This is a genomic window from Actinoplanes sp. SE50/110 (assembly GCF_900119315.1).
Lineage (GTDB): Bacteria > Actinomycetota > Actinomycetes > Mycobacteriales > Micromonosporaceae > Actinoplanes.
On the sequence record NZ_LT827010.1, the window covers coordinates 2271651 to 2286156 of the forward strand.

The window sequence follows — 14506 nt, forward strand, 5'->3', positions numbered from 1 at the left end:
TGATCAGCGGAATTTGCGGATGACGCGGCGGGCCGCACGGGTCGCTGCCTCCGGCAGCACCGCGCCGGATCGCTGCGGGCGTGCCGGGATCGGCATCGGCGTCCCGCCGGAAGAACCTCCGCGGTACGCGGTGAGCAGCTGAGCCGCGACCGCCGCCCGCCCGTATCGGGCGTCGAGGGCCGCCCGGGCGGCCGCCATGTCGAGGGTGCCGAAGCCGTCGCGCAGCCGGCGGTAGGCCGCCACGATCACCGCCGGGTCGGTGGTCGGCGCGAACGTCTCGCCCGCCACCCCGGACAGCCCGGCCAGCGTCTCGGCCGGGCCCTCGCTGAGCGCGACGAGCACCGGCGTCCCGGTCGCCACCGCTTCGACGATCGTCATGCCGAAGGTCTCCCGGACGCTGGCGTGGGTGAGTACGTCGTGCTCGTGCAGCAGGGCGGTCACCCGGTCCGGCTCGACCGGCGGGCGCCGGGTGATCCGCCCGGTCAGCCCGAGCGCCGCGATCCTGGCGTCGACCGTGTCGGTGAGCGGACCGGAACCGACCAGGGTGAGGGTGAGCGCCGGGTCCTCGGCGGCGACCGCGGCGAACGCGTCGATCAGGGTGAGGACGCCCTTGTGCTCCATCAGGCGGCCCAGGTACAGCCAGCGGTGCGGGGCCTTCGGCGGCTCCGGGCGGACGGTGAACGCGCCGAAATCGATCGCGTTCGGCACCACGTGCAGTTTGCCGGTGTGCGCCGGGAAGAAGCCGGCGAGCTGGTCACGGAGGCTGGCGCTGACGCAGAGCAGAGCGTCGGCGCGGTCCAGCATGCGGGCGTAGCGGTGCCGCGCGCCGGGCTGGGCGAAGACCTTGGACAGATACGTGGCGTGTTCGGTGACCACCAGCCGGGCGTCGGGACGGGCGAGCCGGGCGGCGACCACCCCGCCCATGATCCCGGTGTGGGCGTGCACCACCGGGGCCTCGATCCGGCCGGTGGGCAGCGCGCTGCGGAGCGCGGCGGTCTGCTCGTCGGCGTACGCCAGATAGTCCCCGCCGGCCGGAGTGGGGACCGCGACGCGCGCGACCTCCCCCTCCGCGTCGTCGAAGACGACGGTGTTTCCGCTGCTGACCGCCTGGCGTTCGGCGGCCACGCCGAGGAGCTGGCCGCGCAGCCGGCCGGGCGGGTAGAACCAGCTCTGCGTGTGCAGCACCGAGATCCGGGCGAAGTGCTCGCGGACCGCGCCGGTGGCGGCGCGGACGAAGGCGCCGGCGAACGCGTCGTCGGGCGACGGGTACCAGGGGGTGACGACGGCCAGGTCGGCGGGGCCGGGACGGCGCCGCGGGTCGGCCGACGGCTCGAGGCGGGTGGCGAGTCCGTAAACTGCGGCGAGCGCTTCGGCGTCGCCCGCATAGGTGACCTCGGCGGCCTCGGCCAGCGCCCGGGCCTGCGCCGGCGAGGTGACCCGGCGCACCGTGACGCCCGCGGGGGTGTTGACGTTCTCGCTGGTCACGGCCAAGGTGACGGAGTGCCCCTCGGCGGCCAGGCGGGCGGTGTGCGCCCCGGCGGCGGTGAGGCGCCGGGGGCCGAGGGCCAGGTAGAGAACGTCGGCAGGGGAGTCGGATCGGTGCACAGGAGGCCTCTCGTGATCTTCGCTCGGCCGGGTGACCGTACACTCGCGCCATCATGAAGGTTGTCATGCTCGTCGACAACGGCGTGAACGGCGACTCGCGGGTCCAGAAGACCGCGCGGTCGGCCGCCGAGGCCGGTTGGGACGTCACGCTGCTGGGCTGCTCGCCCGACCACGAGGAACACCGCTGGCAGATCGGCCCGGCCGAGGTGCGGCTGCTGCCGATGGGCGGTGGCGGTGGCGCGTCCGGTGGGGGCGGCGGCCTCAAGCGCAGGCTGGTGGAGCGCGGCGGGCTGCCGCTGGCCCTGGCCCGCAAGGCGCGCAAACCGGTCGAACGCGCCCAGGTCAGGTACTGGCTGGGTAAAGAGGGCGACCGCGCATGGCGGCGCCTGGAGCCCGGCCTGTGGAACTACGAGCGGGCGTTCGGTCCGGTGATCGACGAGCTGGCGCCGGCGCTGATCCACGCGCACGACTTCCGGATGCTCGGGGTGGGCGCGCGGGCCAAGCAGCGGGCCGCCGCGGCCGGGCGGAGCGTGAAGCTGGTCTGGGACGCGCACGAGTTCCTGCCCGGGGCACGGCCGCGGCGGGACAACGCCCGCTGGCTGCCGGCGCACCTGGCGTACGAGCGGGAGTACGTGCCGTTCGCCGACGCGGTGGTCACCGTCTCGGACGCGCTGGCCGAACTGCTGCAGCGCGAGCACGGGCTGGCGACCAGGCCGGGCGTGGTGCTGAACGCGCCCGCGCAGGCCGGAGCTGACGACGTACCCGATCTGCGTCTTCTGTGTGGTCTTGATCCGGCGACACCGCTGCTGGTGTACAGCGGGTCGTCCAGCCCGCAGCGTGGCCTGGACACCATCGTCGAGGCGCTGCCCGAGCTGCCCGGGGTGCATCTGGCGCTGGTCGTGGAGAATCCGTCGGCACCGCACATCCAGGCCCTGACCGCCGCGTCCGACCGTGTCCACGCGGTGCCCTACGTGCCGGCTGACCAGGTGTTCCGCTTCCTGTCGCCGGCCGATGTCGGGGTCATCCCGATCCATCACTGGCCGAACCACGAGATCGCGCTGATCACCAAGTTCTTCGAATATTCGCACGCCCGCCTGCCGATCGTGGTGAGCGACGTGAAGGCGATGGCCGAGGCGGTCCGGGCGACCGGGCAGGGCGAGGTGTTCCGGGCCCGGGACGCGGCCGACCTGGCCCGCGCGGTCCGGGCGGTGCTCGCCGACCCGAAGCGGTACCGGGCCGTGTACGACGCTCCGGACAGCCCGCTGCCGGGCTGGACCTGGGAGGCGCAGGCCGACCGGCTGAACACCATCTATCAGGAGCTACTCGGATGAGCACGCCCGATGTCACCGTGGTGGTCGCGGTCTACAACACCATGCCGTACCTGACCGAGTGCCTGAACTCGCTGGTCCGGCAGACCATCGGGACCGGGCGGATGCAGATCGTCACGGTCGACGACGGCTCCACCGACCGGGGCGGCGCCGAGCTGGACCGGTTCGACCGCCGTTACCCGGGCCTGTTCACGGTGATCCACCAGGCGAACTCGGGCGGCCCGGCCGGGCCGTTCAACCGCGGCATCGAGGCGGCCACCGGGCGGTACGTGTTCTTCGTCGGCGCCGACGACCGGCTCGGCCCGGAAGCGCTGGAGCGCCTGGTCAAGGCCGCTGACGAGTACGGCTCCGACGTGGTGCTGGGCCGGGTGGTCGGGGTCAACAGCCGGCACATCTATCAGGACATCTACCAGTCCAGCCAGCCCGACGTCGACCTGTTCGACTCGCCGCTGCCGCGGTCGCTGGCCAACACCAAGCTGTACCGCCGGGAGCTGCTGAACCAGCACGGCATCCGGTACCCGGAGGACATGAAGATCGGCAGCGACCTGCCGTTCACGCTGGCCGCGTGCTTCCACGCGCGGCGGATCTCGGTGCTCGCCGACTACGACTACTACTTCGCGGTCCGCCGGTTCAGCGCCACCAACATCACCTACCTGAGCCGGCACGGTCTGCGGATCGAGACCGTCGAGAAGATCATGACGTTCGTGGCGAACCTGATCGAGCCGGGCGAGCGCCGCGACGCGATCATGGTGCACCGCTTCGACCACGAGGTGGCCCGGCTGCTCGAGGACGACGTGCTGAAACTCGACCGGCCCACCCAGGAGCAGCTGCACCGCACCGTCGGCCGGCTGGCCGGGGAGTACCTCACCGACCGGATCGCCGCCCAGCTCGGGCCGGAGACCCGGATCCGGCTCGCGGTCGCCCGGCACGGCACGGTCGACGACCTGATCGCGGTGATCCGGCAGGACGCCGAGGGGGGCGTCCCGGACACGGTCGAGCGCGGCGGCCGGCGCTACGCCGCGTACCCCGGCTTCGGCACCCTGCCCGACGAGGTCTTCGACGTCACCGACGTGCCCGACTGGGACGCCAAGCTCGACGCCACCGGGTTCACCTGGGCCGGCGACCAACTGGTGATCACCGCGAACGGCGGCTCGCCGGGCAGCGTCAGTGCCGAGGAGATCCCGGCCCGGGTGGAGCGCACCGGCAAGGGTGTGACGATCCGGCTGGACGTGGCCGAGGTGCTGGCCCGCTCCGGCGACTCCGGGCAGCGGCGGGCGGTCTCGGCCCAGCCCGGCGACTTCGACCCGGCCCGGGCGCTGGGCGCGCAGACCGCGACCGGGGCGGCCGGCGCCGCGGCGGTCCGGGCGGCGCGCGCCGCGATGCCCCGGCCGGTGGTGCGCCGGCGCGGCGGGCGGCTGTTCGCGATCGCGCCGACCGTCGACGAGTCCGGCCGCCTGATGATCTCGGTGGTGCCGCTCACCGCGCGGCGGGTGCTGGCCCGTCTGCAGCGCTCGCCGGTCCTGAAGAAGGGCTGACGCCCAGGTCGGCAGGCCGATATCCGCGCGGATAGCCGGGATAGGTGCGGTTGCCGGGTGAGATTCCCAGGACTGACGTACGACGTGGGGGGAAGAACCGGAGGACCCGGGCCCGGGCCCGCAACCCGGCTTCCCCCACCGCGCCGACCCAGCGGGGCGCCGGGGTGAACCCGAAGGCGGCCAGCATCCGCTCGTCCAGCATGCCCCGCACCGCCAGCCGGACGGCCGGGCGCAGCAATCGCGGGAACCACGCGGCGAACAACCCGACCGTGTAGTCGCCGATCTGCCGGTTGGTGTCCGAGTAGACGAAGTGCCGGGCCTCGTAGTCCCGCTTGAACGCGGCGAAATCCGCGAAACCGGCGGGGATGTCGCGGATCCCCATCCGGCGGCCGACCTCCCGGTAGTAGTGGAAGGCGGCGAGACGCTCGTGCTCGTGCAGCGGGCGCCACCCGAACCGGTCGAGCCAGTCGATCGGGTCGTAGACGAAGGTGGACAACACGTACACCATGTCGTCGTTGCCGATCGAATGACGGCCGTGCGCCCGGTTGATCACCTTGAGCGCCTCCCGGCCGCGGGGCGAGTCGTAACCGTGCGCCGCGATCTCGGCCATCAGCAGCGCGGTGTCGTCGTAGCGTTTCTGCGGCCGCAGCCGGAACTCGCCGGTCGCCGCCAGCAGCCGCGAGATGCTCGGCACGCAGTAGGTGCGGAACAGTGCGAACTCCAGCGCCCGGGTGTAGTCCCAGGGGAATTCGCGCCCCGCGGACAGCTGGTAGATCTCCAGGTGGTCGCGTTCCGGGTCCAGACCCGCGATCCGGTCGCGCAGCTCGTAACGTCGGCGCGGCATCAGTCCATCATCATTTGTATCGACCGTGCGGCACCAGCTAGGCGTCCCGCTGATGTGTGTCAACACGAGTAACGGCAGTGGGGCCCGACGCATGCCGGGCCCCACTGATCAGTAACCGTCAGGCGTGGTTGCGGAGCACCTCGATGATCTTCGGGCGCATCTCGGCGGCCTTGATCACCGCGTCGACCGAGCCGACCTCGACGGCCCGCTGGATGCTGTGCACCCGGTCGAACTCGCCGGCCACCTCGCCCAGCTTCTCGGTGCGCACCGCCGCCCGCAGCTCGTCCAGCTCGGCGGCGAGCGAACTGCGCTCGGCGCCGGTGGCCGCGCCGACCCGGGCCTCCAGGTCGCGGATCCGCGGGTCGGCCGCGGTCCGGGTGGCCACGTCGCCGCTGAAGACGACCGCGGCCGCCGAGGCGCCGCCCAGCACCGAGGCGAACGACCCCTCCACCGCGAGCACCGTCATCGACGGGTTGAGCCGCTTGGAGAACACCACGAACGCGCCACCGTGGTAGCGGGAGATCACCACGAAGACGATCGGGCCGCGGAAGTTGACGATCGCCCGGCCGATCTCCGCGCCGTACTCCAGCTGGAGTTTGCGCATCGACTCCGGGGAGCCGTCGAAGCCGGACAGGTTGGCCAGCACCACCAGCGGGCGGTTGCCGCTGGCCGCGTTGATCGCCCGGGCGGTCTTCTTCGACGAGCGCGGGAACAGCGTGCCCGCGTTGTAGGTGTCCGGGCCGTCGGTGGGCGGGAACCCGCGTCGCGGCACCGACCGCGACTCGATGCCGAGCAGGCAGACCGGCATGCCGCCGAGGTGCGCGTCCTGCACCACCGAGGTGTCCGCGTCGGCCATCCCGGCCCACCGCTCCAGCACCGGATGGTCCTGGTCGGCCAGGGCGCGCATCACCGTGCGGATGTCGAACGGCTTCTTGCGGTCCGGGTTGGCGGTGGCCGAGAAGATCTCGCCGACCGTGGTGAAGTCGCTGCCCTCGGCCGTGTGCGGGAAGTCCGAGATGTCGCGGTCGGCCGGGTCGCCGGTCGCGACCGGACGCGGACCGTCCTCCCCGGGCACGACGTACGTGTGGTCGTAGTGCGCCATCAGCACGTCCCGCGCGGCCATCAGGTTCGGCGCCCAGTACTGCGCCTGCCCGTTCGGCCCCATCACCCGGTCGTAGCCGCCGATGCCGAAGTTGTCCTCGGCGGACACGCCACCGGCGAAGTCCAGCGCGTGCTTGCCGGTCAGCACCATCGCCGACTCGGGCGTCATCACCAGGATGCCCTTGGTGTGCATCAGCATCGTGGCCTCGGCGTTCCAGTACGGCTGGGCACCCACGTTGATGCCCGCCACCACGATGTTGATCTCACCGCCGTCCTGGGTGAACTCGACGATCCGCTTGAGCGCCTCGGCCACCCAGTCCATGTTCTCGGTGCCGGAGCTCATCGAGATCCGGGCGCCGGAGGACAGCGCGTACCACTCCAGCGGCACCTGGAGGGAAGCGGCCAGGTCGATGGCGGCGATCACCCGGCGGCACTCCGGCTCGGAGAGCGCGCCCAGCGACTTGGTCGGGTCGCCGAGCAGCACCACCCGGGTGATGCCCTCCGGGTGCCGGGGGGTGACGGTGCGGACCACCCCGGCGACCAGGGCCGCGGAGTTCCTGCCCTTCGGGCGGTTCACCGGTACGAGCCGGTGCTGCTCGTCCAGGTCATGCTCCTCGAACGTGCCGAGGAACTCGACCAGCTCGTACGGGTAGACGGTGTTGCGGCTGCTCGCCCGCAGCACCTTCTGCCGGTACCCGTCGAGCGGCTCGACCGGCTCGGTGGTCGGTGCGCTGAGAATCAGCTCGGTCCCCCCGGTCGGCCGGAACGTGATCCGCACGTTGACCTTGACCAGCTCGCCGGTCGCCTCGTCGCGGCGCCGGGCGATGAACAGGATCTCCTCCAGGCCGGCGCCGGCCGTGGTCGGCGACACCCGGCGGGCGATCATCTCCATCTCGTTGTACGTCAGGCTCAGCTCGGGCCAGACGTAGATGACGATCCGGTTGGTGCTGAACCGCTTGTCCGACGACCGCCGGGACTGGGCCCGCCGGATGCTGTCCAGGCAGGTGGCGATGGTGTCCTCGGTGGTCGGCAGGGCGACCAGCCGGCCGTCCTGCTCGCGCAGCTCGGTCAGGTCGCGGATCTGGGCGAACGCGACCAGCCGGTCGTCGGCCGGGTTCTCCCGGGCGACGCACTGGAAGAGGTAGATCTCCTCGTCCGCGGACGGCAGCCGGGTCAGGTCGAACTTGCGCAGCCGCTCCAGCTGCATCCGCTGCGCGATGTACGGGTGCAGGCCACGGATCAGCCGCTCCTCCTCCATCCCGGTGGTGGACGGCCGGAAGGTGAAGTGATGGTGCATGACCGCGCCGCTGCGCCCGGCGACGGTCGTGGTGAGCCGGCGGATCTGGGCCGGCAGCGCGACTCGGCTGATCACCTCGTGCAGCGCGACCGCCATCTCCTCCGGGTCGGCCGGCTGGCCCTCCCAGGCGAGGTAGACGTCCGCGTCGACGGGGCCGTCACCGGTGGCGAGCAGGGCCAGCCCGGCCAGGGCGCCGGGCAGTTTCTCGAAGCTCTCCGCGGCCGAGACCAGGCGGGAGTCGCCCTTCTCCGCGACGACGAACGAGAAGCCGCCGGAGGTCACCTGGTGCAGCCCGGTCAGGTCCTTGTTGCCGTAGTACCGCCGGGTCAGCACCTCGAGCAGCACCGAGTTGTCCAGGTTGTGCCGCACCAGGCGCTGGCCGAGGAGCCGGACCAGCGGCTCGGTGCTGCGCACCATGGCGGCGATCCGGTCGGCGCGGTCCGGCGACTGCGGGAACTCGTCGAGGTGCCGGAGGTGCTTACGGATCTCCGCGTACACCCGGGCCCGGTTGCGCCGCAGCAGCGGCTGGCCGAACCAGGTGAACACCACGCCGCGGGCCAGGTCGGAGACCGCCGGGAACCGCACCTGGGTGGCCGAGATCAGCCGCTCCAGGGCCAGGCCGGCCGGCTCGTGCAGGGTGGCGTCCGGCGGCGGCTCCTGCAGCCAGGCGCGCAGCAGGGCGGCGATCGCGGCGGCATCCGCCGAACCGCGCTGCTGGGCCAGGAAGATCCGGAAGACCGCGGCCTCCAGTGCCGGGGTGCGCTCCAGGTCGGTCACGCCGTAGTGGCCCAGCGCCTTGGCCAGCTTGGTCTGGAACGACTGCGGCAGGCCGGCCCGCTCCACGTCCAGGCTCTGCAGGTAGGTGTGGAAGAACTCGCGGGCGCTGTGCACGTGGGTGTCGCCGCCGTCCTCGCCGGCCGGCCGGTTGCGGCTCAGCTCGGTCAGGTCGGCGAAGACCTCGATCAGCGCGATCTCGGCGTCCAGCGGCCGGTGCCCCTCGTCGGTGGCGGCGCGCCGGGCGGACAGGTAGTCGTCGAGGACCCGGCGCTCGTCGTGCGGGTCGACGTCGAAGCCGAGCAGCAGGCTGCGCAGGTCCTCCTGACCGCGGGCGGCCCGCTGCCGGGCCGGCTCGGTGTCCGGCAGGGCGGGCAGGTCGACGTCGGCCGCGGTCTCGGTGACCGCCTGCTCGGCGTCATCGCCGGCGATCGGCTCCAGGCGCAGCAGCGCGGCCCCCGCGTCGACCTTGTTGCCGACCGCGACCAGCACCTCCTTGACCCGGGCCCGGAACGGCGCGCGCAGCACCGCCTCCATCTTCATGGCCTCCAGGACCAGGACCGGCGCGCCGGCCTCGACCTCGGCGCCGGCCTCCAGCGGGGTCGCCACCACCAGGGCCGGCATCGGGGACCGCAGCACGCCGCCCTCGTCCCGGCTGACCCGGTGGGTGACGCCGTCGACCTCGACCAGGGTGATCGCGCCGTGCGTGCCGGTGAGCAGCCGGTGCCGCACGCCGTTCACGGTGATCCGGCCGCTGTGCTCGTCGAAGCGCTCCAGGGTGACGTCGGCCAGCCGGACGTCAGCGCCGGCCTCGATGCCGACCCGGAAGCGGTGCGCGCCGACCCGGGCGACCCGCACCCGGTAGGTGGAGCCGCGCAGTTTCAGGTCCAGCGGCGCGCCGCTCTCGTGCCGCACCTGGGGCCGGCCGCCGAACGCGGTGGACAGCAGCCGCTGCTGCTCGACCAGCTCCTCGTCCTCGTACGCCTCGATGGCGGCGGCGGCCAGCGCGATGCCGGAGTGCCGGTCGGAGACCAGCCGGCCCTCGCCGCGGACCCGGTCGATCCAGCCGGTGTCGGCGCTGCCGTCGATCACCTCGGGCTGGTCGAGCAGGTCGAGCACGAAGCTCTTGTTGGTGGCGCCGCCCTCGATCACCACGGTGGTCTCGGCCATCGCGCGGCGCAGCCGGCCCAGCGCCTCGTCCCGATCCTTGCCGTACGCGATCACCTTGGCGATCATCGAGTCGAAGTCGCCCGGGATGCTGTCACCCTCGCTGACCCCGGTGTCGACCCGGATGCCCGGACCGGCCGGGAACTCCAGGCGGACGATCCGGCCGGGGGAGGGGGCGAAGTCGCGGTCCGGGTCCTCGGCGTTGAGCCGGGCCTCGATCGCGTGGCCGCGCTCGACCGGCCGCTCACCGGTCAACCGGTTGCCGGAGGCGACGTGGATCTGCAGCTTGACCAGGTCGGTGCCGGTCACGTACTCGGTGATCGGGTGCTCCACCTGGAGCCGGGTGTTCACCTCGAGGAAGGCCAGCAGGTCCTCACCGGGGTGGTAGAGGAACTCGACGGTGGCCGCGCCGCGATAGCCGACCTTGACCGCGAGCCGCTCGGCGGACGCCTTGAGCTCGGCGGCCCGCTCCGGCGGCATCACCGGGGAGGCGGACTCCTCGATCACCTTCTGGTTGCGGCGCTGCACCGAGCAGTCGCGCACGCCGATCGCCCACGCGGTGCCCTGCCCGTCGGAGATGACCTGCACCTCGACGTGCCGGGCGCCGGTGACCAGGCGCTCCAGGAAGACGATGCCGCTGCCGAACGCGCGGGCCGCCTCCTGGCTGGTCCGCTCGTAGGCCTCGGTCAGCTCCTCGGCCGAGGCCACCTTGCGGATGCCGCGCCCGCCGCCGCCGGCGGTCGCCTTGAGCATCAGCGGGTAGCCGATCCGCTCGGCCGCCTCCAGGGCCGCCTCCAGCGTCTGCACCGGGCCGCGGCTCCAGGCCGCGACCGGCACGCCGACCTCCTCGGCGATCAGCTTCGAGCCGATCTTGTCGCCGAGCTTGCGCATGGCGTCCGCGCTCGGACCGATGAACGTGATCCCGATCCGGTCGCACAGCTCGGCGAACGCCGGGTCCTCGGCGACGAAGCCCCAGCCGACCCAGGCGGCGTCCGCCCCGGTGGCGATCAGCGCGTGCTCCAGACCCTTGAGATCCAGGTACGGCCGGGAGGCGGCGGGACCCAGGTCGTAGGCGATGTCGGCCTCGCGGACGAAGGTGGCGGTGCGATCGACGTCGGTGTACAACGCGACGGTCTCGATCGGCACGCCGGTCTCCGCGGCGAGCTCCCGGACGGCGTGGATGAGCCGCATCGCGGCCTCACCACGGTTGACGATGGCGATTCGTGTGAACACCCGATCGAGCCCTTACCTCGGCAAAAACCTTCGCCGAGAGAGTACAGGTGGTAAAGCCCATTGAGCCGCAACCACCCTGCCTGAGCTGCGTCTAGGGGTTACTTACGGGTACTACTGGGGGGTAGTCGGGCGGGCCCCCCGACCCCGGCGGGCCCGCCCGTGCGATCAACGGGAATAGACCTCCATCTCGTAGACCGAGAAGCCGTAACCGGTCGCCCGGGTCAGCCCGGTGAGCCGGACGTACCGGGCGGTGGTGGGGGTCAGGGCGACCCCGTCAGTGCCGCCGTCGCCTGCGGCAACAGCGGCCACCAGGGTCCAGGTGGTCCCGTCCGGCGAGGTCTCGATCCGGTACGTCTTCGCGTACGCCGACTCCCAGCTGATCACCGCCCGGGCGACCGGGGTGGCCGCGCCCAGGTCGACCTGCAGCCACTGGTTGTCGGCCCGGGAACTGGCCCAGCGGGTGTCCGGCCGGCCGTCCACGGCGTTGCCGGCCGGATACCCGGACTGGTTGCTCGACGCGGTGCCGGGCCGGCCGGCCGCCAGGTTGGCCACGCTGTCGCCGCGCCTCGCCGGAAACGACACCACCTGCTGATACGTCGGCCGGTTCTGCCAGCCGACCAGGCCGTGGGTGATCCCGCCGAGCGGTGACTGCAGGATCGCGTCGGCGCACCACTGATCGCCGGCCGAGCAGTGAGTATCACCCGGATAGGTGACCGTGGCGGGCTCGGACAGCGCCGCGCCGAGGCTGGACAGCAGCGCGCCGCGGCACGCGCCGACCGCCCCGCCGCCGCAGTAGGTGGTGGACCAGCCCGGCACCGGGTCACCCAGCACGGCGCGCAGATCCTTGCTCACGTAGCCCCACCACCCGTACTGGAAGGCCGATCCCTTGTGGGCCTGCGACTCGTTCGCCGAGGTGGGCAGGGTGGACACCGGCCCGGTCTGCCCGCCGGACGGCGACTCGTTGATCTGCAGCGCGTCCACCAGCGCGCCGAACAGCGGATCGCCCAGCCCGCCGGTGAACGCGGCCTGCACCAGCTTCGGCCACCAGGCGTCGAAGATCCGGATCGCGTCCGCGTCGACGTACGCCTTGCTCCCGGCCGCCGTCTCCCGGCGCACCGCGCCGTTCGCCAACCAGGCGCGCAGCTTGGCGAGCGCCGCGGCCTGGGCGGCGTCGGTGACCGTCGCCGTGTCGATCACCCGGAGCAGGACCGGCAGCACCTCTCTGCCGCGCAGGTCGGTCAGCGCGGCCTGCTCGACCACCTTCAGCAGCGAGGCGCGGTCGTATCTGACGCCGGCCGCCACCCCGGCCTTGAGCGGCGCGTCCAGCAGGTCGGCCCGGTGCACCGCGCCGAAGCTGAAGTTGCCGTCCGCCGCCGAGAAGTCCCCGGCCTGCTTGTTGTTCCAGCTGACGAAGTAGTCCTGGTTCACCGCCTGCGGGTGTGCGGTGGCGCCGTTCCAGCCGGTCCACTCGTTGGCGGCGTCGCCCCAGGTGGGCAGTTCCGGATCGGCGCCGACCGGCCGGACGGGCTGGGCGCCGGAGGTGTACATCGCGTTCTGCGTGGAGTTGACGTAGAACCAGTTGAACGCGAACACGATGTGCGACGCCGAGGTGGTGAAGGCGGCCGCGGTGCCCATCTGCTCCGGCTCGTTGAACATCTGGAAGCCGACCGCCGAGTCCGCCTCGTGGCCGTACGTGGCGCGCAGCCCGGTGAACGCCACCGGCGCCCCGCCGACCGTGCCCCGCCAGGTGACCAGGCCGTACCTCGTGCGCTGCACGGTCAGCCGGTACGACCCGGCGGCCGTCGAGTCGGCCGTGGTGGGCTTCCACGAGTTGGTCCGGGTCAGGTTCTCCATCGCGGTGCACGTGCCGTGGTAGAGGTAGGACGTGGAGGCCGTGGTCGCCACGCTGCCGTCGAGGTTGCACAGACGGACGGCGTAGGTGTCGGTGATGTCCTGAATCGACGACGTGGCACTCCATGCGTAATCCGGCCCGCGACCCAGCAGGGTGTACAGGTTGAGGCCGCTGAACGCCACGCCCCGGCTGCTGATCCCCGGACCCTGCAGCTCCTGCAGCATCAGCAACTGCGGCGCGAAATAGCCGGTCTGCGGGCCGAACACGGCGACCGGGTGCCCGGTGGCCGAGTTCGCCGCCGAGACCACCGCGGCGTTCGACATGCCCCGGCTCGCGCTGCCGATCGTGAGCGAGCCCAGCGACCCGGCGATCGTGCTGGTCCCGCCGCCGGTGAGCGCGGAACCGGTCCGGTCGAAGACGATCGGCTGCGGGGTGGGACCCGGGTCGGGCATGGCGACACCCGTGGCGTTCACATCTCCCGCGCCGTACGGGAAACTCTGCCCGTTGTGCAGGGTCAGCACCGTCTCGGGGTCGTTCTGCTCGCGGAACTGCCGCCACACCCGGTCTCCGGCGGTCGCGCCGTACTTCGCCCGGGCCGCGACCCGGACCAGTGCGGACTGCATCTCGGTGCCGCCGCCTCCGCCGAACAGGCCGCCGATCACGCCGGCCGTGGCGATCAGATCGGTCGGCGTGAAGTGCTCCGGCCCGCCCAGGTTGGTCACCGCGTCCAGGTGGCCGGTCAGCACGTATTCGCCGGGGCAGTCCCGGGCCGCCATGCAGTCGTCGATGTACCTGTTGACCCCGGCCAGGTACTGCACGACGTCGTCGTACAGCTGCGCCCCGCGGGTGCCGGCGGCGCGCAGCGCGTCGATCTGCGCCTGCAGGTCGGCCTCGGTGTAGGGGGAGTTGCGCCAGACGCTCTGCTCCAGCTCCCGGTTGCCCACGGCGCCGCCGGCGAACGAGGTGAGCGAGCCGCGCGCCACGTGCCGCAGCAGGTCCATCAGGAACAGCCGGTCCTGGCCGCCGGCGTACCCGGCACCGAACATCGTGCCGGCCCGGGTGGTCCCGGTGACGTGCGGGATGCCGAGCGCCTTGTCGCGCACGATGCTGACGTCCGAGCGGGGCGTGACGGTGCTGGCCACGTTCGCCGCGGCCACGCCGTACGACGAGTCGTTGAAGAAGGTGTTGATCTGCTGCGGCGTGAGGCCGGTGTAGTGGTAGGCCAGATTCGCGTACGGCGCCAGCTGGTCGTCGGCGTGCGGCGGCATGGTGCCCAGCACCTGGTGGGCGAGGATCTGCGCGAGGTCGGCGTCGCCGTTCTGCCCGGGCGGCAGGATGTCGGAGCACTCGCCGAGGCAGTAGTCGTTGCTCGCGAACGCCGCGGTGGCCGGCGTTGCGCTCACCTGGACCAGCACTGCCGTGGTCAGGAGGGAGGCGGAGAGGGCGGCGGTGAACTGCAGACAGCGTCGGCGCATGGACGGTCCCTTCAGGGTGCACACGAACGCGAAAATCGTTCATAGATGTTAAATCGTCGATGTCTCATGACGCCAGAGTGAACGGCGGCGGTCCGGGTCCCCCGATCGGGGCGGATTCTGCAAATTGCACGCGACAGCGTCCGAGCCCAGGCGGTCCCCGGCATCCGCGTCCCTCGATCGGGGTGTTGACCGTTCCGCGGGCTACGCCAATTCTTGGCGGCGGTCACGGAACGGCTTCAGACGTTCACCCGCAGCTTCATCCGCGGTCACACCCCGCGGTTCCACCGCGGCGAAG

The 14506-nt window shown here is 72.2% G+C and carries 6 protein-coding genes; 2 read left to right on the forward strand and 4 right to left on the reverse strand.

Going from position 1 to position 14506, the window contains the following annotated elements; all coding sequences use genetic code 11:
* Positions 1-3: 3 nt before the first annotated feature.
* On the reverse strand, positions 4-1605 hold the full coding sequence (locus tag ACSP50_RS10205) for a glycosyltransferase family 4 protein (protein WP_014689098.1): 1602 nt from the start codon (positions 1603-1605) through the stop codon (positions 4-6).
* Positions 1606-1670: 65 nt separating this feature from the next.
* On the opposite strand from ACSP50_RS10205, the gene ACSP50_RS10210 reads away from it, so the two are divergent.
* Positions 1671-2936: a glycosyltransferase family 4 protein gene (locus ACSP50_RS10210; protein ID WP_014689099.1), complete on the forward strand. Its 1266-nt coding sequence runs from the start codon at positions 1671-1673 to the stop codon at positions 2934-2936.
* Positions 2933-4468 (forward strand): glycosyltransferase, encoded by a 1536-nt coding sequence (locus ACSP50_RS10215; protein WP_014689100.1) that lies wholly within the window; start codon positions 2933-2935, stop codon positions 4466-4468. Before ACSP50_RS10210 ends, ACSP50_RS10215 begins: the two co-directional genes overlap by 4 nt.
* Here the strand turns inward: ACSP50_RS10215 and ACSP50_RS10220 are convergent.
* The 3 genes from ACSP50_RS10220 to ACSP50_RS10230 all read right to left on the reverse strand — a co-directional run bounded on the left by ACSP50_RS10220 (position 4410) and on the right by ACSP50_RS10230 (position 14211).
* Positions 4410-5312, reverse strand: a complete 903-nt coding sequence (locus ACSP50_RS10220) for an oxygenase MpaB family protein (RefSeq protein WP_014689101.1) — start codon at positions 5310-5312, stop codon at positions 4410-4412. The genes ACSP50_RS10215 and ACSP50_RS10220 overlap by 59 nt on opposite strands.
* 118 nt (positions 5313-5430) lie before the next feature.
* Entirely contained in the window at positions 5431-10884 is a 5454-nt protein-coding gene (locus tag ACSP50_RS10225) for a carboxyl transferase domain-containing protein (protein ID WP_043511143.1), read from the reverse strand.
* Positions 10885-11049: 165 nt separating this feature from the next.
* On the reverse strand, positions 11050-14211 hold the full coding sequence (locus ACSP50_RS10230) for a penicillin acylase family protein (RefSeq protein WP_014689103.1): 3162 nt from the start codon (positions 14209-14211) through the stop codon (positions 11050-11052).
* Positions 14212-14506 lie beyond the last annotated feature (295 nt).

Bases quoted from the DNA above. Each gene is read 5' to 3' on its own strand.
- ACSP50_RS10210 (WP_014689099.1), top strand. From the start codon at position 1,671: ATGCTCGTCGACAACGGCGTGAACGGCGACTCGCGGGTCCAGAAGACC.
- ACSP50_RS10220 (WP_014689101.1), bottom strand. From the start codon at position 5,312: ATGCCGCGCCGACGTTACGAGCTGCGCGACCGGATCGCGGGTCTGGAC.
- ACSP50_RS10215 (WP_014689100.1), top strand. From the start codon at position 2,933: ATGAGCACGCCCGATGTCACCGTGGTGGTCGCGGTCTACAACACCATG.
- ACSP50_RS10230 (WP_014689103.1), bottom strand. From the start codon at position 14,211: ATGCGCCGACGCTGTCTGCAGTTCACCGCCGCCCTCTCCGCCTCCCTC.